The organism is Tabrizicola sp. (assembly GCF_030373185.1).
GTDB lineage: Bacteria > Pseudomonadota > Alphaproteobacteria > Rhodobacterales > Rhodobacteraceae > Tabrizicola.
Window position 1 is genome coordinate 43,640 of sequence record NZ_JAUCZH010000001.1, and the last position, 21,080, is coordinate 64,719.

At 63.2% G+C, this 21,080-nt stretch carries 18 protein-coding genes; 7 read left to right on the forward strand and 11 right to left on the reverse strand.

All coding sequences use genetic code 11. The features are described 5' to 3' along the window. The first annotated feature begins 6 nt into the window (after nt 1-6). From QUV21_RS00250 to QUV21_RS00260, 3 genes are read left to right on the forward strand one after another with little or no spacing between them, the layout of a single operon-like run. On the forward strand, nt 7-585 hold the full coding sequence (locus QUV21_RS00250) for a twin-arginine translocase TatA/TatE family subunit (RefSeq protein WP_300852289.1): 579 nt from the start codon (nt 7-9) through the stop codon (nt 583-585). Then, nucleotides 582-1,466 carry a twin-arginine translocase subunit TatC gene (gene tatC / locus QUV21_RS00255; protein WP_300852291.1) on the forward strand — a complete coding sequence of 295 codons (885 nt, stop codon included), beginning with the start codon at nt 582-584 and terminating at the stop codon, nt 1,464-1,466. Before QUV21_RS00250 ends, tatC begins: the two co-directional genes overlap by 4 nt. After that, nucleotides 1,463-2,302 carry an ATP-binding protein gene (locus tag QUV21_RS00260; RefSeq protein ID WP_300852292.1) on the forward strand — a complete coding sequence of 280 codons (840 nt, stop codon included), beginning with the start codon at nt 1,463-1,465 and terminating at the stop codon, nt 2,300-2,302. Before tatC ends, QUV21_RS00260 begins: the two co-directional genes overlap by 4 nt. Before the next feature lie 25 nt (nt 2,303-2,327). Here QUV21_RS00260 and QUV21_RS00265 read toward each other — a convergent pair whose 3' ends face one another. From QUV21_RS00265 to surE, 3 genes are read right to left on the reverse strand one after another with little or no spacing between them, the layout of a single operon-like run. Further along, nucleotides 2,328-3,485 (reverse strand): peptidoglycan DD-metalloendopeptidase family protein, encoded by a 1,158-nt coding sequence (locus tag QUV21_RS00265; RefSeq protein WP_300852294.1) that lies wholly within the window; start codon nt 3,483-3,485, stop codon nt 2,328-2,330. 55 nt (nt 3,486-3,540) lie between these two features. Then, complete coding sequence (locus QUV21_RS00270; protein ID WP_300852295.1) at nt 3,541-4,215, reverse strand: protein-L-isoaspartate(D-aspartate) O-methyltransferase; 675 nt, start codon at nt 4,213-4,215, stop codon at nt 3,541-3,543. After that, nucleotides 4,212-4,997 (reverse strand): 5'/3'-nucleotidase SurE, encoded by a 786-nt coding sequence (gene surE, locus QUV21_RS00275; protein ID WP_300852297.1) that lies wholly within the window; start codon nt 4,995-4,997, stop codon nt 4,212-4,214. Before surE ends, QUV21_RS00270 begins: the two co-directional genes overlap by 4 nt. Nucleotides 4,998-5,136: 139 nt before the next feature. Here surE and QUV21_RS00280 point away from each other — a divergent pair, with 139 nt between their 5' ends. The 4 genes from QUV21_RS00280 to QUV21_RS00295 are packed head-to-tail and all read left to right on the forward strand — an operon-like array spanning nt 5,137 to nt 8,281. Continuing rightward, entirely contained in the window at nt 5,137-5,910 is a 774-nt protein-coding gene (locus tag QUV21_RS00280) for an ATP-binding cassette domain-containing protein (protein WP_300852299.1), read from the forward strand. A gap of 35 nt (nt 5,911-5,945) precedes the next feature. After that, nucleotides 5,946-6,713 carry a transporter substrate-binding domain-containing protein gene (locus QUV21_RS00285; RefSeq protein ID WP_300852301.1) on the forward strand — a complete coding sequence of 256 codons (768 nt, stop codon included), beginning with the start codon at nt 5,946-5,948 and terminating at the stop codon, nt 6,711-6,713. Between the two features lie 3 nt (nt 6,714-6,716). Further along, entirely contained in the window at nt 6,717-7,454 is a 738-nt protein-coding gene (locus tag QUV21_RS00290) for an ABC transporter permease subunit (protein ID WP_300852303.1), read from the forward strand. Beyond that, on the forward strand, nt 7,454-8,281 hold the full coding sequence (locus tag QUV21_RS00295; protein WP_300852304.1) for an ABC transporter permease subunit: 828 nt from the start codon (nt 7,454-7,456) through the stop codon (nt 8,279-8,281). Before QUV21_RS00290 ends, QUV21_RS00295 begins: the two co-directional genes overlap by 1 nt. 634 nt (nt 8,282-8,915) lie before the next feature. On the opposite strand, the gene iolB is transcribed toward QUV21_RS00295, so the two are convergent. The 8 genes from iolB to QUV21_RS00335 all read right to left on the reverse strand — a co-directional run bounded on the left by iolB (nt 8,916) and on the right by QUV21_RS00335 (nt 20,963). Further along, nucleotides 8,916-9,722, reverse strand: coding sequence for a 5-deoxy-glucuronate isomerase (iolB, locus tag QUV21_RS00300; RefSeq protein ID WP_300852306.1), 807 nt, complete (start codon nt 9,720-9,722; stop codon nt 8,916-8,918). Nucleotides 9,723-9,782: 60 nt separating this feature from the next. Next, a complete protein-coding gene (gene iolE, locus QUV21_RS00305) occupies nt 9,783-10,679 on the reverse strand; it encodes a myo-inosose-2 dehydratase (protein ID WP_300852307.1) in 897 nt (298 codons plus the stop codon). Nucleotides 10,680-10,687: 8 nt separating this feature from the next. After that, on the reverse strand, nt 10,688-12,514 hold the full coding sequence (iolD, locus tag QUV21_RS00310; protein WP_300852309.1) for a 3D-(3,5/4)-trihydroxycyclohexane-1,2-dione acylhydrolase (decyclizing): 1,827 nt from the start codon (nt 12,512-12,514) through the stop codon (nt 10,688-10,690). Next, entirely contained in the window at nt 12,511-14,442 is a 1,932-nt protein-coding gene (iolC, locus tag QUV21_RS00315; RefSeq protein ID WP_300852311.1) for a 5-dehydro-2-deoxygluconokinase, read from the reverse strand. The genes iolD and iolC overlap by 4 nt, the downstream gene beginning before the upstream one ends. A gap of 78 nt (nt 14,443-14,520) precedes the next feature. Next, on the reverse strand, nt 14,521-15,354 hold the full coding sequence (locus tag QUV21_RS00320) for a MurR/RpiR family transcriptional regulator (protein WP_300852313.1): 834 nt from the start codon (nt 15,352-15,354) through the stop codon (nt 14,521-14,523). 226 nt (nt 15,355-15,580) lie between these two features. After that, nucleotides 15,581-16,675: a LysM peptidoglycan-binding domain-containing protein gene (locus QUV21_RS00325; protein WP_300852314.1), complete on the reverse strand. Its 1,095-nt coding sequence runs from the start codon at nt 16,673-16,675 to the stop codon at nt 15,581-15,583. Between the two features lie 646 nt (nt 16,676-17,321). Further along, nucleotides 17,322-18,542, reverse strand: a complete 1,221-nt coding sequence (locus QUV21_RS00330) for a transporter substrate-binding domain-containing protein (protein ID WP_300852316.1) — start codon at nt 18,540-18,542, stop codon at nt 17,322-17,324. Nucleotides 18,543-18,845: 303 nt separating this feature from the next. Beyond that, complete coding sequence (locus QUV21_RS00335; RefSeq protein ID WP_300852317.1) at nt 18,846-20,963, reverse strand: serine/threonine-protein kinase; 2,118 nt, start codon at nt 20,961-20,963, stop codon at nt 18,846-18,848. Nucleotides 20,964-21,080 lie beyond the last annotated feature (117 nt).

The following is a 21,080-nucleotide window of genomic DNA, read 5'->3' on the forward strand; positions in this document are numbered from 1 at the left end:
CGCAGGATGGACTTGAGCTGGTCCGAACTTCTGGTTGTGGGCATTATCGCGCTGATCTTCATCGGCCCGAAAGACCTGCCCGGCATGTTCCGCGAACTTGGCCGCTTTGCCGCCAAGGTCCGTGCCATGGGGCGCGAGTTTTCGCGTGCGATGGAGGCGGCCGCAAAGGAAAGTGGCGTCAAGGATGTGGCCGCTGACCTGAAAAAGGTTGCCAATCCGAAGGCGATGGGCATGGACGCGGTGAAATCCGCCGCTGACAAGTTCGAAAAATGGGATCCGCTGAAGCCGGCTGCGGCCAAGCCAGCCGCCTCGTCGCTGACCCCTCCACCGATGCCCGCGACGCCGACGACGGCCCCCGCGGTGGCGCCGTCAGGGCCCGCAACCTCGGCGCTGGCCGAAAAGGTTGCAGCAAAGAAGGCCGCCTCGGTCGAGAAGGTGGCAAAGCTGCGCGAAGCGAAAGCTGCGCCTGCAACGGCCGCCGCCAAACCCGCTGCGGCCGAACCAGCCGCGGCCGAAGCCCCCGCACCGAAACGCGGTGGCCGGGTCCGCAAGAAACCCGCAGCGGGCGCAGGTGAAGACGCATGACGACCAAAGACGAGATCGAAGACAGCTCGGCCCCCTTGGTCGAGCATCTGGCTGAACTGCGCAACCGGCTGATCTGGTCGGTGTCGGCCTTCCTGATCGCCATGGTCCTGTGCTTTGTCGTGGCCGATCCGATCCTTGATTTCCTGTTGCAGCCGATCGAAGGCGCGATGCGGGCGCTGGGCAACCCGAACCCGGTCATGCAATACACCGCGCCGCAGGAATACTTCTTCACCTTGATCCATATCTCGGTCGTGGCCGGGCTGATGATAAGCTTCCCCGTCATCGGCTACCAGCTTTGGCGGTTCGTGGCGCCCGGGCTTTACCGCAATGAAAAGCAGGCGTTCCTGCCGTTCCTTCTGGCCTCGCCGGTGCTGTTCTTCCTTGGTGCCGCTTTCGCGCATTTCATCGTGACGCCCATCGCGATGAGCTTCTTTCTGGGCTTTGCCGACACCTATTCGGTGATTGCGGCCCTGGTGCCAAGCCTTGGTGACGCCTCGGGCGTAGAGGTGGCCGCGCCGGCCGAAACGACCGGAATCGCCATCGTCTTTCAGGGCAAGGTCAATGAGACGCTGGATATCAGCCTGAAGCTTATCCTTGCCTTCGGGCTGTGCTTCCAGCTTCCGGTCCTCTTGACGCTGATGGGCAAGGCGGGGCTTGCGACCTCGGCCGGGCTGGCGGGGATGCGGAAATATGCCATCGTGCTGATCCTTGTGGTCGCGGCCCTTGTCACGCCGCCGGATGTGATGAGCCAGCTGATCCTGTTCGTGGCGGTATACCCGCTCTACGAAGTGTCGATCTTCCTGATCCGCCGGATCGAAAAGCGCCGCGAGGCAGAGGCGAAAGCCGATGGCACATGGGTGGAACCGGAGGCGGAAGAGTGAGCGACCCGATGGACCGGATTGCCGCCGCGCTGGAGCGGCTGGCCCCTGCGCCGTTGCCCGCGCCCGATCTGGACGCCGCCGATGCCTTTGCGTGGCACACCGGGCCGGATCGTCTGGAACCGGTCACCAAGGTCGCGCGGGTGGATATCGGGCTTTTGATCGGGGTCAACCGTTCGCGCGATACGCTTCTGGAAAACACCCGACATTTCGCGCGGGGTCTGCCTGCCAACAACGCGCTGTTGTGGGGCGCGCGGGGCATGGGGAAATCAAGCCTTGTCAAGGCGGTGCATGCCAAGGTGCGGTCTGAGGGCCTTGCGCTGAAGATCGTTGAACTTTCCCGCGAAGACCTGCCGTCCGTCCAGCGCCTGCTGCACCACCTGCGCGCCGCTTCCCATCGTTTCCTGCTATTTTGCGACGACCTCAGTTTCAGCCATGACGACCAGCATTACAAAAGCCTGAAGGCGGTTCTGGATGGCGGGATCGAGGGGCGGCCAGAGAATGTGTTGTTCTACGCGACATCGAACCGCCGCCACCTGATGCCGCGCGACATGATCGAGAACGAGCGCTCCTCCGCGATCAACCCCAGCGAGGCGGTGGAGGAAAAGGTGTCGCTGTCAGACCGTTTCGGTCTGTGGCTGGGCTTTCATCCGTGCAGTCAGGATGAATACGTTGACATGATCCGTGGCTATTGCGCGGCGCATGGGGTGAAGGTGCCGGAAGACCGGCTGTTCGCCGAGGCGATCGAATGGCAGGCGACGCGCGGGTCGCGGTCAGGCCGGGTGGCCTGGCAGTTCTTCTGTGACCTTGCCGCGCGCGAAGGCGTGCGGCTGGACTGAGGCCCCATTCGGCGGGGCCGCAAGCTCAGCGCAGATAAGTCATCGGGTCCAGACTGTCGACGCCCTTCCTGACTTCGAAATGCAGGAACGCAGGGTCAGCCTTGCGCACCGCGCCGATGGTCTGGCCGCGCTTGACAGTGTCGCCCTTCTTGACGGTCAGGCCGTCCAGCCCGGCATAGACGGTCAACAAACCATCAGTATGGCGGATCACCACGATCGGCACCTGCCCGGTGTCGCGGGTAATCGCGGCAACGGTGCCGCTGGCGGCGGCCTTGACCGGCGTGCCTGCTGCTGCGGCAATATCGATGCCCTGATTGCTGCGCTTGTCATAGCCGCGGATGATCTTGCCTTGCACCGGCATGACAAAGGCGCTGGCCGAGGCCCCGGTCGTGCCGCTGCCCAGATCGGGCGAAGGCGGGGTGGCCTTGGGTTTGCTGGCGGCGGCTTCGGTCTTTTCGTTCGGCAAGGGCTTTGAGGCCGAGGGTGGTTCGGGGGTGGGTGATCCTGCGCCCGGCGACGTCGGCACGGGTTCGCGGTTCGGCGCAGGGGCGGTGGCGATCGGGATGATAAGCGTCTGCCCCTCACGGATCGCCATGTCAGAGCCAAGCTGGTTCCAGTCGGCCAGCGCCTTGGCTGATACATTGTAGGTCCGCGCGATGGTGAAGGCGGTTTCGCCCCGGGCAACGCGGTGAGTCGAGGGCTGTGCGGCGACCGGTTTCGATGCGGTCGGGGCCGGGGCCGAGGACGGGCCAGCGGAGTCCAGCGCGGTGGTGGCAATCGCGGTGATGTCGACAGGTCCGCTGCCACCACCGATCGTGGCGGGTTGCGGTGCCGCCGAAACGCGCTTTGGCAAAAGCAGCAACTCGCCGTCGCGCAAGGGGTCGGTCGGGCGCAAGGCGTTGGTGCGGGCCAGTTCTTCAGGGTTCAGGCCCAGCCGCCCTGCCATGGCCGCCACGGTGTCGCCGCGCCGGGCCTTGGCAAGCTGATAATCGGGATAGGACAGGATGCCGTTTGCATCCGGCCTTGGTGCGGCCGCAGTGGACTGTCGGGCTGCTTCGGATGTAGAGCCACCACCCCCGCGCAGATCCCAGTCCAGCTCGCCGGTATTAACGCAGGCCGACAGCGCCAGCGCACTTGCCCCAAGGACCAGACCGGTCCGAATTCTGCCGTTGATTTTCTGCATGGCCCCACCGCCTCTGTCATGCTGCCCGGGTTGGCCCGGTTTCTGGGCCGGTATCCTACTCGGACCCGAGCCCTTCGACCAGAGGCACAAAGCGCACTGGGCGAAGTTCTTCGTAATCAAAGCCGGTGGCGGTGCGGGTGACCTTGATCAGGCTTTGCACCGCATCGGACTGGCCGACCGGAAGCACCATGATCCCGCCGGGCTTCAACTGCTCCAAAAGCGGGCCGGGGGGGTCTTCGGCGGCGGCGGTCACGATGATCCGGTCGAAGGGGGCCTGATCGGGCAATCCGTGCGACCCGTCGGCGGTGATCGTGGTGATATTCGCAAGGTCCATCTGCTGGAACAGGTCTGCCGCTTCGCGCGCAAGGCGGCGGTAGCGGTCCACGGTGTAGACCCGGCGCGCCAGCTGCGACAGGATCGCGGCCTGATACCCGGATCCGGTCCCCACCTCCAGCACCGTATCGCGCGGATTGACGTGCAGCGCCTGCGTCATCAAGCCCACGACCGAGGGCTGGCTGATGGTCTGGCCGCAGGCAATGGGCAGGGGCATGTCCTCATAGGCGCGGTCTGCAAAGATGCCGCGCACGAAATGTCCGCGGTCGACCCGCTCCATCGCGGTCAGAACCCGCGCGTCGGTCACGCCGCGTGAGCGGAGCGCGAAAAGAAAACGCATCTTGCGTTCGGCAAGCTCGTCGGAGGGGTCGAGGTGATCCTCCGGCCCTGCGGTCATGCCAGCCGGGCCTGAAGGTCGGCAACCAGGTCATGTGCTGTCAGGTCGGCGCGCATCGGGGTGACAGAGATGAAGCCTTCCAGATTTACCGCCGCGTCAGTGCCGGGAAGGGTGGGCATGTGCTGCGGCCCGCCCTTGATCCACAGGAACTTGCGGCCCGAGGGGGATTGGTGCGGTTCCACCGAAAAGGCCGTATCGCGGCGGAAGCCTTGCGGTGCCACCTTGATCCCGCGCGTGTCTGCGGCGGTCTGGGGCGGGAAGTTGACGTTGTAAAAGACCCGGTAATCATCCTTTGTCCATGTGCCACGGTCCAGAAGGGCGCGCACCACGGACGCGCCATGCGCGCGCGCGCTTTCGAACGGATCGGCAAGCCCGGCGTTTTCCGGCCCGAAGAACTGTGAGAGCGCAATTGCCGGCACGCCCTGCAAGGCCGCCTCCATCGCGCCGCCGATGGTGCCGGAATAAAGCACGTTCTCGGCCGCGTTGTTGCCCCGGTTGACGCCAGAAAGCACCAGATCAGGCTTGGCCCCGTAAAGCACGTCGTAAATCGCGGCCAGCACACAATCGGCGGGGCTGCCCTCGGCGGCAAATCGCCTTGGCCCCAGTTCGGCGATCATCATCGGATGGGTATAGCTGATGCAATGGCCGACGCCGGATTGTTCAAACGCCGGGGCCACTGTCCAGACCTCGCCCTTCGGCCCGGCAATGGCGGTGGCGATTTCGGTCAGCACCTCAAGTCCCGGGGCGTTGATGCCATCGTCATTGGTGATCAGAATGCGCATTTCAGGCCCCTCTTTCCCTTCTCTGATTAGACGAGCGGCGTTCCCCCTTCAAGCCGCGATGCCCTGCGGCACATTCTTGCAGGAAAGGCTTGCGCACCGCTGAATTGCACGTTCAGATAACAACAGTCGAGTGAGGCACATGGCAAACGGCAACCAACAGTCCCCCGAAGCGATCCGTGTCGCAGACCTGCACAAGAGCTTTGGCACGCACCATGTGCTGAAAGGCGTTTCCCTGACCGCGCATGAAGGCGACGTGGTGGCCATCATCGGGGGGTCCGGGTCGGGCAAGTCCACCATGCTGCGCTGCATCAACTTTCTGGAGACTCCGTCTTCGGGCCTGATTTCCATCGCTGGCGAAGCGGTGGCCATGCACCCCGACGGCAGCCCGTCAGACCGCAAACAGCTGGAACGCATCCGCCAGTCGCTTGGCATGGTGTTCCAGTCCTTCAACCTCTGGACCCACCGGACCGTGCTGGAAAACCTGATAGAGGTGCCGGTCCATGTGATGAAATGCCCGCGTGACGTGGCCATCGACCGGGCGCGCAAACTGCTGGCCCGCGTAGGCCTGGCCGAAAAGGAAGACGCCTATCCCGCCTTCATGTCCGGCGGCCAGCAGCAACGCGCCGCCATCGCCCGCGCGCTGTGCATGGAACCCAAGGCCATGCTGTTTGATGAACCGACCAGCGCCCTTGACCCCGAACTGGTGGGTGAGGTGTTGCAGGTGATCAAGGGGCTGGCCGACGAAGGCCGCACGATGATCCTTGTCACGCATGAGATGAAGTTTGCCCGCGAGGTGGCAAGCCATGTCATCTACCTGCACAACGGCCTGATCGAAGAACAAGGCCCGCCCGACCAGTTGTTCGGCGCGCCGCAATCCGACCGGCTGAAACAATTCCTGAAGTCCGTCGCCTGACGGGCGGAAACAACCAAACCAGCAAGGAGACCAACATGACCTTCAGATCACTCGTCGCCGCGACCCTTCTGTTCGCAGCGCCGGCCGCTGCGCAGGAAGTCAAGATCGGCATCGCCGCCGAGGCTTATCCGCCCTTCGCGTCGCCCGACGCCTCGGGCAACTGGGTTGGCTGGGAAGTGGAGCTTATCAACGCGGTCTGCGCCGCCGCCGAAATGCAGTGCGTGATCACCCCCGTCGCCTGGGATGGCATCATCCCGTCGCTGACCTCGGGGCAGATCGACGCGATCATGGCTTCGATGTCGATCACCGAAGAGCGCATGCAGACCATTGATTTCTCGGACAAGTACTACAACACCCCGACCGTTATCGTTGGTGCCAAGGGTGGCGACGTGGCCCCCACGCCCGAAGGGCTGGCCGGCAAGATCATCGGTGTGCAGGCCTCGACCATACACGCGGCCTATGTCGAGAAATACTTCGCCGGCACCGCCGCCGAGATCAAGATCTACCAGACCCAGGACGAGGCGAACTCTGACCTTGCCGCTGGCCGGATCGACGCGACCCAGGCCGACAGCATCGCGATGGACGCTTTCCTTGCCTCGGAAACCGGCATGGCCTGTTGCGAAACCAAGGGTGCGGTGGCCGATGACCCGGTGATCCTCGGCCTTGGCGTCGGTGCGGGTATCCGCAAGGGCGAAGATGAACTGCGTGAAAAGATCAACGCCGGCATCGCGGCAATCATCGCTGACGGCACCTATGACAAGATCACCGCCGGCTACTTCTCGTCGTCGATCTACGGCGGTTAAACCATGATTGCCGGGGCCGTCCTGGCCTCTACGCTGGATCTTCTGGCCTTGTCGCCCCCCGGTTGGGGGGCGACACTGCTGACCGGCCTGGCAAAGTCGGTGATGATCGCCCTGGGCGCCTTCGGTCTTGGGCTCTTGATCGGCACACTGGGCGCCTATGGCAAGCTGTACGGCGGCCCGTTGGCCCGTGACCTGCTGGCGATCTACACCACGATCGTCCGCGCGGTACCGGAGCTGATCCTGATTCTGATCCTTTATTTCGCCTTCACCTCGTCAATCAACAACCTCTTGCTGTCATGGGGGTTCGAGCGGATCCAGATCTCCGGCTTTGCTGCTGGCATCGTGGTCCTTGGCGTGGTGCAGGGCGCCTATGCGACCGAGGTCTTGCGCGGGGCCATTCTCTCTGTCCCTTCGGGCCAGATCGAGGCGGCGCGCGCCATGGGCATGCCGCCTTTGATGCTTGCCTGGCGCGTGACGCTGCCGCAGATGTTGGCCGCAGCGATCCCCGGTCTTGCCAACCTGTGGCTGATTGCCACCAAGGACACCGCGCTTCTGGCCGTGGTCGGTTTTGCCGAACTGACGCTGGTGACCCGGCAGGCGGCCAGCACGACAAAGGCATTCTTCACCTTCTTCATGGCGGCGGGCGCGCTTTATCTGATCATCTCCATCCTCTCCACCCTGTTGTTCGCCCGGCTTGAGGCCTGGGCGCGGCGCGGGCAAGTCAGGCCGGGAACAAGCTGATGCAAGCCAACCCGACCCCAAGCCAGACTGTCTCTGCCGGTCCCGCGCCGGTGCAGGGTTTCTGGGCCACGCGTCGCATCGTGCTGGCCCTGATCGCTGTCGCCCTGGTCGGCTGGAGTGTGACAAGCCTGAACTGGAGCTGGCTTGCCAACCCCAAGTATCAGGCCTTGCTGCTGCAAGGCGCATGGAACACGACCTGGATTCTGGTGGTGACCATGGTTCTCGGGATGCTGCTTGCGATCCCGCTCGGTCTGGCGCAGGCCGCTGGCCCCTGGTGGCTGGCCGCCCCGGCGCGCGCCTTCTGCGGGTTGATCCGCGGCACGCCGCTTCTGCTGCAACTTTGGCTCTTGTATTACGGCCTTGGCTCGCTTTTCCCGTCGATCCCGTGGATCCGGGAAAGTGACCTCTGGCCGATCCTGCGTCAGGCTTGGCCCTACGCGGTGCTGGCTTTGACCCTGTCTGTCGCGGGCTATGAGGGCGAAGTCATGCGCGGTGCCTTCAAAGGTGTTCCGCATGGTCAGCTGGAGGCTGCGCGCGCGATGGGCATGCCGCGCTTTACCATCTTCCGCCGGATCTGGCTGCCGCAGGCCCTGCAACGTGTCCTGCCCACATTGGGCGGCGAGACAGTGCTGACGCTGAAGGCCACACCGCTGGTTGCCACCATCACCGTGGTCGACATCTATGCTGTCTCCTCGCGGATCCGGCAGGATACATTCGTGGTCTACGAGCCGCTCCTCCTCCTCGCCGTGGTTTACATGGCGATTGCCGGGGTGATCGTGCTTTTGTTCCGCTGGCTGGAAAACCGGGTGCCGCAGCGCACCGCTTGACCTTGCACACCGCTTCCGTCCTGTCCGCTTGATCCTCTGAAGCGACATACAAAGTCAGACGTCGGCCGGAACCGCATTCGAGATCAGTCCAGTTCGCCGGACAGTTCACAGAAAGACCACGAAGCGTCTCAACTCTATCCCGGTTCGGTCATATTCGGCACAACTTTGGCGGGCATCCTCGACATATCGACAAAACCCTTAGGAGACCGAGATGAGCGCTGTACATTCCCTCCTGTTCTGGTTCCGTGGTTCCGTCAGCCTCGAAGACCGCATGCTTCAACGCATGGAGGGTATTCGCGGCTGCCGGCTTGATTGGTCAGACCCGACCGTTTCGGTCTTCGCGCGGCGGAAGGCGGCTGCCAGCCCCAGATAAGGCGCTTCGCAAGGCACCCGGCCAAAGCCGGCGCAAGCCGGCAAGGGCAGAAGGGGGTTTGGTCTTGCCCTGCATTTGCAGGATGCCGGTAACGTCGGGCCAATGATCGACCGATGCCGAACCTGCTGACCGGCGCTGTTCCACCAACCGCGTCAAGCCGTTTGGCCCCCGCCCTTCGTGGCAATCGTAAAGGCCCGGTAGCCGCCACCACCCAACCCAGCGAGATCAAAATGCCGGGAACTTCCTGCCGTGGGGCATGGCTCACGCATCCCGCGTGGCGATCCAGTCGTGGTCGGGATCATTCTGGAATCGCCACTTGCGCAGCGGTCCGGCCATGACGTTCAGATAGTAAAGCTCATAGCCATAAGGCGCGCCGCAGGGGTGATGGCCCTTCGGCACCAGCGTCACGTCATGGCTTTTGACGGCCATCGTTTCGTCCAGGCTGCCGTCCTCGGTATAGACGCGCTGGACGGCAAAACCCTGATCGGGGTTGAGGCGGTGGTAGTAGGTTTCTTCCAGATATGTCATGCGCGGGAAGTCGTCCTCGTCATGCCGGTGGCTGGGGTAACTGGACCAATGCCCCGCCGGGGTGAACACCTCGGTCACCAGCAGACTGTCGGCCACCTCGCGGGTTTCCATCGCGATGTTGTTGACGTGGCGGGTGTTGGTCCCCTTGCCGCGCGGGGTCAGTTCGATCCCTTCCGGCCCAAGGCGCTGGGCCGTGTGTCCCCCCACGCCCGGTGCCGAACAGACCGCCAGAGTGCAGGCCGTGGTCGCCACTGCCCGCCAGTCGTTGCCGCCCGGCACATAAAGACAATGCGGCGGGGTCTTTTCAAACACGTCCATCCGCGCACCCATCTCGCCCCAGTCCTGACCTGCGGCCTCGATCCGCGCCTTGCCCTCGACCAGCACCAGAATGACCTCACGGTCCGCGGTCACGTCCGCCGCCACATCGCCCGGTTCCAGCCGGTGAAGCGCAAAGCCCACATAGCCCCAGCCTGCGCTTTCGGGGGTGACGTCATGCACCTTGCCGCGTGTGCCGGTCGGTTTGCAAAGAAGATTGGCCATGGCTTGCTCTTTTCAAGAATACTCCGGGGGTCCGGGGGCTGGCCCCCGGCTCTGCCGCGGTCAGATCAGACCGGCTTCCCGCGAAAGCCGCTTCAGTGTCGCCAGACCCAGCGTCTGATAAAGCAGCGGATTGCGGACCTTGGGGTCTTGTTCCGCTTCGATCACGATCCAGCCGTCATAGTCTGCACCCGCAAGGATCTGAAGCAAAGGTCCGAAGTCGATGCCCCCCTCCTGATCGCCCGGCACGGTGAAGGCCCCGGCGACCACGCCTTGCAGAAAGCTCAGCCCCTCGGCCCGCACCCGAGCGGTGACAGCGGGGCGGATGTTCTTGGCGTGGAAGTGCCGCACGCGGGCAACATGGCGGGTCAGCACCGCCACCGGATCGCCGCCGCCAAAGGCGCAGTGGCCTGCGTCAAACAAAAGCTGGGTATGTGGGCCGGTGGCGGCCATCAGGGCGTCGATTTCCTCGGGGGACTCCACGATCGTTCCCATGTGGTGATGATAGACCAGCGTCAGGCCTTGCGCGGCAAGGTAGGCCGCAAACGCCTCAAGCTTCGCACCAAACGCCACCATTTCCGCCGCCGTAAGGCACGGGCGGTCGTTCACGGGCTTGGTCGGGTTGCCGTGGATCGCGTTTGACGTCTCGCACACAATCATCACGCGGCACCCGTTGTGGCGAAGCTTGGCGATATGGGCCTGTGCGGCCTTGATCTCATCTTCCACCGACCGGACCAGAAGTTCCGTCGAATACCAGCCCGAGATGAACTTCAGCCCATGTTCGGCCAAAAGCGCGCGCAGCGCCTCGGGGTCATCGGGCCAGCGGTGGCCGTTTTCGATGCCGTCAAAGCCGATCTGGCGTCCGGCTTCATCAAGGATGCGGGTTGTGGGGATATCGGCGCCGATGGTCTGGTCGTCGTCATTGGCCCAGGCGATGGGGTTGGTTCCGAATTGGATCATGTTCGTTCTCAGTTAAGGAGCCATTGGGCGCGCACGCCCGCTTCATAGCCCATGCGGGCCTCGTTCACTTCGGCGCGGGTCGATACTTCCGGCACCGCCACTTCCCACCAATGCCCACCAGCGCCAGTGCCGGGCGCGGGATCGGTGTCGATGACGATCACGGTCGGGATCGTGGCGGTCTTGGCAGCTTGCACGGCGGCCTCCAGTTCCGCGATCCCGGCGGCTTTCACCACATGCGAGCCCATCGACCGGGCATGGGCCACAAAGTCGATGTTGGCCGGGTTGACGTGATAGCTGTCGTCCAGAAGGTTGTTGAAGGGCGCGCCGCCGGTTGCCTGTTGCAGCCGGTTGATGCAGCCGTAGCCCCGGTTGTCGGTCAGAATGACGGTGAAGGGGATGGCCATCATCACCGCCGTCGCCAATTCGCTGTTGGCCATCATGTAGCTGCCATCACCGACCATGCAGATCACGTCGCGGCCGGGCTGGGCCATCTTGATGCCCATCGCCCCGGCAATCTCGTATCCCATGCAGGAAAAGCCGTATTCCATGTGATAGCCGCCCTGCGCCGCGCGCCACAGGACATGCAGCGCGCCCGGCATGGTGCCGGCGGCGGACATGATCAGGCTTTGCTTGCCCGCGTTGCGCTGGACCGCGCCGATCACCTGCGCGTCGGTCGGCAGTTCGTTCGATCCGGGGGCTGCGAACAGGCTGTCGGTGGTGGCAAACCACGCATCACGGGCCGCGAAGTCTGGGTCGGCAAAGCGGTGCGCGCCAAGCGCCGCACCAAGTTTTTCCAACGCGACTTTCGCATCGGCAACAAGCGGTTGCGCCGCGCGTTTATGGGCGTCAAAGCCGTGGATGTTGATCGACAGAAGCCTGCGGCCGGGGGCAGAAAACACTGTCCATGACCCGGTGGTAAAATCCTGAAACCTTGTGCCGACCCCGATCACAAGGTCCGCTTCCGCCGCCAGCCTGTTGCCGCAAGCCGTGCCGGTAACGCCGGGCGAGCCGAAGTGAAGCCGCTCTTCCCAATCCACAGCGCCCTTGCCGGCCTGGGTTTCGACCAAGGGGATGTTGTGGGCCTTGGCAAAGGTCAGCAGCGTCTGTTCGGCGCCCGCGTAAAGCACCCCGCCACCCGCCACGATCAGCGGGCGTTTCGCGGCGCGGATCGCGGCAATGGCGGCTTCCAGCTCGCGCTGGTCGGGTTCGGGGCGGCGGATGTGCCAGACGCGGGGCTCGAAGAACTCGACCGGGTAGTCGTAAGCCTCGGCCTGAGTGTCCTGACAGAATGCAAGGCAGACCGGGCCGCAGTTTGCCGGGTCGGTCATCACCCGCAAGGCGCGGGGCAGGGCGGTCAGGATATGTTCGGGTCGGCTGATCCGGTCGAAATAGCGCACAACGGGGCGAAAGCAGTCATTGGCCGAAACGGTCGCGTCGTCAAAATCCTCGATCTGTTGCAAGACCGGGTCAGGCGCGCGGCTGGCGAAGACATCGCCGGGAATGAAGAGAACCGGCAGGCGGTTGACATGGGCCAGGGCGGCGGCGGTGACCATGTTGGTCGCGCCGGGACCGATGGAGGAGGTGACGGCCATCGCCTTCCGCCGCCCGTTCGCCTTGGCATAGGCGATGGCTGCGTGGGCCATGGTCTGTTCATTCTGGCCGCGCCATGTGGGGATGACGTCACGGTGGGCGTGCAGCGCCTCACCAAGGCCCGCCACGTTGCCGTGGCCGAAGATCGCCCAGATGCCTTCGATGAAGCGGCTGCCATCTTCAGCCTGTTGCACGGAAAGCCAGCGCACCATGGCTTGCGCCGCTGTCAGCCGGATCGTGGTCATTTGTCGTCTCCTGTCGCACGCGCCTTGTCCCAGACCGCGCAAAGCCGGGCGTAGCGGTCGGCCATCATCGCAATGGCCGCATCACCGGTGATCTTGCCCTGCATCCATTCGCGTGCCGCGTCGGCAAAGATCGTGCGGCCGATGGCGAAGCCCTTGACCAGATCATGCCGGGCCGCCAGTTGCAGCGAGGCGGCAAGGTCGGCTTCGCTGGCGTCAAGGCCAAGAACGACGATCCCGCGCACATGGGGGTCATTGCCGCTGATCGCGGCGCAGGTGTTTTCCCATGCAACTTCGGTGGCAAAGGGTTCCAGCTTCCACCAATCGGGGTAGATGCCAAGGTCATAAAAGCGCTGGATGATGGCGGCGCTGGTCTGGTCGTCGGTGGGGCCAACCTTGGAGGGGATGATCTCCAGCAGCATCTCAAGCCGGTTGCGGCGGCAGGCGTGGAACAGCCGCAAGACGGTATCTTCCTGCTTTGCCTTGGTGTCCGCATCATCTTCGGGGTGGTAGAAGCACAGAACCTTGACCACATGTTCCAACGGCCATTCCGACAGGCCGCCGAAATCCGGGCCGATCTCTGGCTCCAGCGTCAAGGGGCGCGAGCCGGGCCATTCGACGGGTCGGCCGATCCACAGCCCGGTGCCAGCAGCGCGGTAAAGCGCGTCGCGGCCAAGTCGGCTGTCACACAGGATGCCATAGCCGGGCTTGCCGCCCGCAACCTGAATCGCCGCGTCAAGGCAAAGCCCCTTGAACGTGCCGATCTTCTGCGGGGTTGCTCCTTCCATCGCTTCAAGCTGCATCCGGTGGTCGAAGGCAAAGACGCGCATCGTTGACCAGTCCTTGTGGCGGTTGGTGGCCCAGTGGACCTGCTCCAGCGCCTGATCCTTGCGCAAGGCCGGGGTCACGACGCCGCGCTTGAGGAAGAACTGCAACTCCTCCCAACTGGGATAGGCGGGGGTGCAACCGTGGCGGCTGACGGCAAAGGCACCGCAGGCGTTGGCGTATGTCAGCGCGGTGGGCCAGGGTTCGCCGTCAAGCCAGCCTTTCAAGAGGCCCGACATGAAGCCGTCGCCCGCGCCAAGGACGTTGAACACCTCGATCGGGAAGCCCGGGCCGGTCTGGCCGTCGTCAAGGCTGTCGGGGATGGCGCCGGTAAAGGCGGCGGCCCCCATCGGGCCGCGCTTGCACACAAGGGTGGCTTTCGACACGGCGCGCACGGCGCGCAGGGCGGCGATGGTGTCGGTGGTGCCACCGGCGATGTGGAATTCTTCTTCGGTGCCGACGATCAGGTCGAACAGGTGCAGCGTCGCCAAGAGCTTGGCGGTGACGGCGGCACTTTCGATGAAACGGCTTTCGCCGTCGCCATGCCCGGCAAGGCCCCAGAGGTTGGGCCGGTAGTCGATATCCAGCGCGGTCTGCGCGCCGTGCTTGCGGGCAAGGGTCAGGGCCTTCAGCACCGCCGCCTCGGTCCGGGGATGGGAAAGATGGGTGCCGGTGGCCACAACCGCGCGGCTGTCCGCGATCAGGCTTTCGTCGATGTCATCTTCGCACAGCGCCATGTCGGCGCAGTTTTCGCGGTAAAAGATCAGCGGGAATTGCTTTTCATCGCGGATGCCCAGCAAGACCAGCGCGGTCAGACGTTCGGGATCGGTCTTGACGCCGCGCACGTCCACACCTTCGCGCGCCAGTTCTTCGCGGATGAACCGGCCCATGTGTTCGTCACCGACCCGGGTGATCAGGCCGGACTTCAGCCCCAGCCGCGCGGTGCCTGCCGCCATGTTGGTGGGCGAGCCGCCGATGTATTTCTGGAACGACCCCATGTCTTCCAGCCGACCGCCAACCTGCGCGCCATAAAGATCAACCGACGCGCGGCCGATCGTGATCACGTCCAGCCGCTTTGTGGCTGTGGTGCTGGCTGGTGCTGTCATCTTGTCCTCCGGCTGCGCGATCAGGCGAGTCGATCCTGATTTGGAACAAATATTCCATTTTGAGCCCGCTGCAAAGCCCTAACCTTGCCGCCGGGTGGCGACGGCCACGGCAAGGCTAAGGGCAAGTGCGGTGGTGGCCGACAGGGACCGGAAGGCGCCAAAGTCCACTTCGGCCACGGTCAGGACCAGATCAGCCTGCCGCAGTATCGGGGTTGCGGGGGGATCGGTCAGCACGACAACTGGCAGGCCACGCGCCCGCGCCTCGGCGGCAAGGGACAGGGTTTCGCTGGAATAGGGGGCAAAGGTGACCGCCAGCAGCGCATCCCCCGATCGCATCGCATTGCGTTGATCCAGCCCGCCAATCCCGGCATGCAGCATGGCCGGAATCGCCATCTTTTCGAAGACATAGGCCAGATAGGCCGCCACCGGAAGCGCCCGACGATAGCCAGCCAGATGGATCACCGAGGCCCGGGACAACGTATCAACCGCCTGATTCAGAGCGGTTTCATCAAGGTCTTGCGTCAGTTTCTCCAGAGAAAGCCTTCCTGCCTCCACGAATTCTGCCACCAGTGCCGCCGGGCGGTCCGCAGGACCGGATTTCAGGTTCGCAAGCCGGGTACCATAGTCGGGCAGGCCCAGCGACAAGGCGTTGCGAAACAGGCGCTGCATTTCGGAATAGCCTGAAAAGCCTAGGATCTGGCAAAAGCGCATGACCGCAGAGGGCGGCACCCCGGCCCCGGCGGCAATTTCGGCCACGGTGGATACCGCGATACTGTCCAGATGCGCTGACAGGTGGTCCGCGCATTGTTGGAGGCGGCGGGGCAGGCTGCCCGAAAGATCAGCCAGTCGGGCGCGGAATGCTTCAACCGTGGCCGGAGGGGGTGTGGCATCTGGCAAAGGGTGTCTGGTCATGATGGCTCGCTGTTGTTCGATGCCACCTTCCATCAAGCGGAATGAAAATTCCATAACCTTTTTCAGATCCGCAATGATGCCGCTGGCCGCTGGAGCCATTCCGGGCATCGCGTCCTGGCAGTTCAATCGGGTCAACATCGGTCCAGCATCATCGGGCAGGCCCGGAACATGAAGAAACCCCGCGTCCTGCGACGCGGGGTTCCTGATGGCCCGACCAGCGGAAAGGTTACTGGCTGAGCTTGTTGTACTCGGCAAGGCCGGTGGCAAGGATGTCATACCATTCGCCGGACTCGCGCATCTCGGTGATGCCGCGGTTCAGCATGGCGATGTAGACCCGGCCACGCGGATTGCTTTTCGCGGTGATGAAGTGGTAGCTGATGAAGGTCGCAAGCGCAGGGTTTGCCGAAACCTGATCGTTCGCGTTCAGCTCCTTGAAGTTCGACGCCGAGGTTTCGGCTTCGATCGAGTAAAGGTCAACTTCACCTTTCAGCAGCATTTCCGCGCAATCAAGCGGTGCCTTCGGGTGGACGTAGGACACCAGCGGCTCCACCAGACCCTGCACTTCAAGGTCGCTGATCGGCCAGGCTTCGGGGCGGCAAACCTTGGCACCGGCATAGTCGCTGAAAGCGCGGGCGTTGGCATACTTGCTGTCGGCCAGCGTATTGAACGAATAGGCAGTTTCATAGATTGGCAGCGAGAAGTCGAATTCGGTACACATACGGACCGAGAACTCGCCGAGGAGGTCCAGCTTGGTGCAGTCGGGGGCTTCCCAGGCGATCGACACGTCGAAAGCGCCGGTGGGCAGCAGAACTTCGATATGCGACATCCAGTCGTCAACATAGGACACGTTGTATCCCCGGTCGTTGCCGCCGCGCTGCATCGCCGTTCCGGCCATCCGCACGAAGATGCCACCGCCTGTCAGCGTCTCATCCGTGAAGGGCGCCCAGTCGTTTGAGGTCACGAACTTCAGCGGTGGTTCGTAGGAGTTGTTCGTCGTCCGCGCGGCGGCTTGACGCTGGGTCTCTTGCTCGATGATCGAGTTGAGTTCCGAGTCTGCGGTCAGACGACCGTCTTCGCAGGGCAGGACCAGTTGCAGACCCGCCGGCAGGTTGTTCGGGTTCGCGGCCAGCGCATCGCGGTTGGCGTTGAAGATCATCTGGTAGTCGTATGACCCGTAAGCTGCCTGCGCGATCGTGCCAAGCGTGTCGCCTGACTTCACGGTATAGGTGGTGCAGGCTTCCTGCGCAGACGCAATGGCCGGCAGGGCAACAAGCATCGCCGACAGGGCTGTCGAGCGGTATTTGTCAGATATAATCTTCATGTATGTCATGTCCTTCTGACGACTGTTTCTACCGGCAGTCATGATTACGTTTCCGAAACAATGTGCCTTCTGGACACAAGAAGACGGTCGGAAGTGGCACGAATAAGGCAATTCGAAGGATTCTCCGTTGCAAATCGCCTTTGAGTGGAAATGTGAACGCATTGTGGAAACAAACACTGGCATCTTGTCCTGGGGTTTTTTCCAGCGACCGCAGATCGGAAATGCATCGTCCGAAAATTTCCGGCCTGAATTGGCGCTGACCTGGCGAATTGGAGTGGGTCAGGCCATGCGGCGCGCCATTTTTGGTCTGCCTGGCCTTGCTTCTGGCCCTGCAACGGCGGATGGGCAGTGTTTTCTGCGCTGCGCCGGATCCGGGCATTCTGGCGACACCTTGTTTACTGTTCCGCAATAATCCTTCCCGTGCAGGTTGCTTTCGGCGGTCATGAAGTAACTAAGATGCGTGCTGTTCGTCTTGTCGCGCTCAGCCGCCAGAATGCCATTTGCTTGGCCGTCGTACCCCTGCGAACTGCATGTCCCATGCGCCGCAGAACCGAAAGCTGGCACCGGCGGCTCTGCCCGGCAGGTGTCCCGGCAAATGAAAAAGGACCGGCTGCCAGCCGGTCCCGCATCATGGAATTGCAATAGGTTACTGTCGCTTGTTGGTCTGTGAAAGCGCGGTAGAAACGATTTCATACCATTCGCCGGACTCGTACATCTCGACCAAGCCGCCGTCGAGTTGCTGAATCATCTCGACCGCGCGCGGGTTCGACTTGTGGGCGATGACATGCAGGCTTAGCAGCGTCGTAAGATGAGGATTTTGCAGAAAATCGCCAGTCATCCCCAGCGAGGCGATGGCTGAATCCCCGACCTCGGCATCGATCGACACCAGATCCACCTTCCCGGTCGCCAGCGCTTCGAAGCAGTCCGTCGTCTCCAGAGGGCGCAGAAGTTCGATGCGCGGAACGCTTAGGCCGACCGCATCAAGGACGCCTGTCGTATAGCCTTCCGGACGGCAGATGCGCTTGCCCTCAAACAGCGCGAAGTTGGTGGCTGACACCAGTTCGCTGTCGGCGCGCGCGAAAAAGCCGTCGACGATCTCATAATAGGGGGCCGAGAACTCGAAGTTCTCGCAGCGGGTCAGATCGCCTGCCGACAAGGTGGCAGGGACATCGCAATCAGGGCGCACCCAGGGAAAGCTGAGATCATAGGCCTGTGCGGGAAGCAGCGCATCGATATGGGCTTGCCAATCGCTGATGAAGGTCAGGTTGTAGGGAATGGCGGGATCGGCCCGAAAGATCGCCATCTCGACGATCTGGGTGAACATGCCGCCGCCTGGCAGCATCTCGTCGACAAAAGGCGCGTAACCGTTGCCGGTCAGCATTCGGACGGGAGCAGCCTGAGCTGCGACGGGTTCTGGAGCCGATGCAGCGACGGGCGCTTCGGCAGCTGCCTCGACCACCGTTGCGTCTGTCCCGGTGGCAGATGCCTGACCAGCCGCGACAACCGGCAGGTCCGGCACCACTTCGACCGGCTGCTTTGCAGGATCAATAACTCCGGTTGCAAGTTCGACGCCCGGTTGGATGGCTGCAACAGGGGCCGCACTAGCCTCGGTGTTGCGCGGATCGCATGGAATGACCAGCGAGGCACCAATCTCGATCAGGTCCGCCTTGGCACCGATAGTCGCGACGTTGGCCTGATAGATCACCCGGAACATGTCGGAATCGCCGTAGGCGCTTCGGGCGATGTAGCGCAGGTTGTCTCCGGCTGCGACGACATAGGTTGTGCAGGCCTCTTGTGCTTGCGCACCGGTCCCTGCAAGCAAAGTGGCCGTGCAGCCAATGCAGAGTGCCCTCGCCGAAGTCATCATAGCTATGCTCCTGTATGCCGCAGTCATGCGCATCATGCCCGGCGCGCGACCGGTGCGCTGGCCTTGATGCCCTATCCTCGGTTTCGTTTTCATGCTGGTTTCATTGTCTCGGCTGGGACGGACGCGCATCACGCCCCGTCTGCCGGGCAACAGCCTTGCCCAGCGCGTCGATCAGCGGGTCCAACCGGGCTGGAAGGACATGGGCCAAAGCGCCGGATGCCGCTGGCTGCGGGGAGGCCGCAGCTGTGCTTGCGGCGCGCTCGGCCTTCGTCATCCCGTTGATTGCCTTATGCACGCTACGCCTCACTGTCCGGCTTCAACGGCCAGTTGCATTGCCGCCGTCGCCAACTTGTTGTCCCGGATGATCGAGAACTCGGTCACGGTCGTGCCGGTTTCGACAAGGGCCTTCATGATGGTCTCAAGCGTTTCCGGACCGCTCAGCGCCAGACCGGTGGTCTTGTCGCGGAACAGGATATCGCCTTGCCGCAACTGGGTTGCATTTGGCGCAGTGACGCCCATCACGACGGCCTTCCATTCGCCTTCGATGGTGCTGATGCGAACGTTCACCCCGTTTGCCAGACTGACAAGGCGCGTCGCAGGGACGGTCATCAGGCCGGTCTGGCGTTCCAGCGACGAGCCGGCATACTCGACGACGACCCTTGCCTTGCCGTCCGGGTCCACCCGCATGGCGTTCAACACGGCGGTTGTAAAGTTGCCGGACTGCTGCACGTCCACGCCATTGACGGTGTAGAGCAAAAGCCCCGGGGCAAGCCAGTTGCCGGCTTCGGCAAGGTTGCTGGTCGGCAGTATGCGCGAGACGATGGCAACGCGCTGGCCGCCGATGATCCGGTTTTCTTCCATGAAAGGCATGGTCGCGTCCCAGGCGGCAAAGCCGATCTGGTTTGCACGCAGGTTGCCGGTCGGGGCTGGCAGGGCAGGGGCGACCGTCGCAGTTTCGGCTGTTACTGCCACCGTCTCGGCGACCGGCTCTGGTGCTGGCGTCGGAGTGACGATTGCTTCGGGTGTCGGCTCTGGTGCAGATGCCACTTCGGTTACCGGCTCTGGCGCTGGCTCTGCTGCTGCAGGTGCAGCCGCGGCACTGGCTGTGGCGGTTTCGGCAACAGCCGGTGCCGGTTCAACCGGCGTAGGCGCCGCAGCGGCTTCCGTGGCAGCCGATTGCACCGCCGATGCTGCCGGCGGAGGGGTATCCTTGCCCCCCATCAGCACAAATCCGATACCGACAAGGGCCAGGGCTGCTGCAACGCCGCCAATCACCTGTACCGGGCCCGCCCCGCGTTTCGACTTTGCCGCGGGCTGTTGCTGCGAGATCTTTCTCGCAAGCTGTGGCGGAGCGCCGAAATCAGACTTCTCGACTGCGTTCGCACCGGGCGCGGATTGCACGATGGTCTCGACCTGCGAGTCCACCACCATCGCATGTACCGCTGCGTCGATCTGGTCCAATTTGGACCCGGACAGAACGATAGATGAGTTGAACAGCGCCAACCATTCCTGCGCTGACTGGACACGCTGCCTCGGCAGCGTCTGCAAGGCATGGTCGATCGCTTCCAGAAAGCCCGGCGGATACCCTTCGAACCGGCCAGCCAGTGGGGTATAGGGATCCTGCCGGTCTTCGGCCAGTGCCGAAAGTCTGGCCTGACCGTTCACCGGCGCCTCACCAGTGATCAGATGGTAAAGCGTGGCGCCAAGCGCATAAAGGTCGCTCCACGGCCCCTGTTCGGACCCGGCGATATAGAATTCCTGCGGTGAATAGCCATCCTTGACCACGCGCAGCGCCGACATGGCGCGGCTTTTTTGCGATGCCTGTTCGCGGGCGGCACCGAAATCGATCAGGATCGGCTGGCCCTTCTGGTCGATCAGAATGTTGTCGGGCGATATGTCCCGGTGCAGCATGTCGTTTGAATGGATGAAGCCGACAGCCGCCAGCAGCTTTTCCGTAATCGCCACGATCTGCGCGGGTTTGGGGATGCTGGTCTGGCCTTCGATGATCTGTTGCAAATCGAGCCCGTCGATATAGTCGATCGCCATGTAGGCGGTGCCGTTGTCTTCAAAGACCTGATGCACGGCCACGATATTTGGATGGACGATCTTCGACAGGTGCCGCGCCTCGCGCACGAAAAGCTGCACCACGGACCGCAATTCGGCCGTATGGGCGCGAGATCGGGCTGCCACCATGGTCTTGCTGCGACGGCAGAAAGAGCTTGGAAAACATTCCTTGATCACGACATTGCGGTCGAGACTGTCTTTCGCAAGATAGGTGATCCCGAAGCCGCCGCTGTTGAGATAGCGCACGATGGTGTACTGGCCCTTGAGCAGCTTCGTGCCGGGCTGAAGCTCATCGACCAGATCTTCAAGGGTCTCAATTTCCTCAACCGGAACCTCGACAGCCTTTTGCTGTGCCATCTCGCCCATCCTTCCCCGCAAGAACCATGCGCCGCACAGAGCCTGTGATCCCTGACCCTTTGATCCCGGACTGCGGGCGCTTTGCCAGCCGTATTGCCGTCATCAAACAGGCATCGT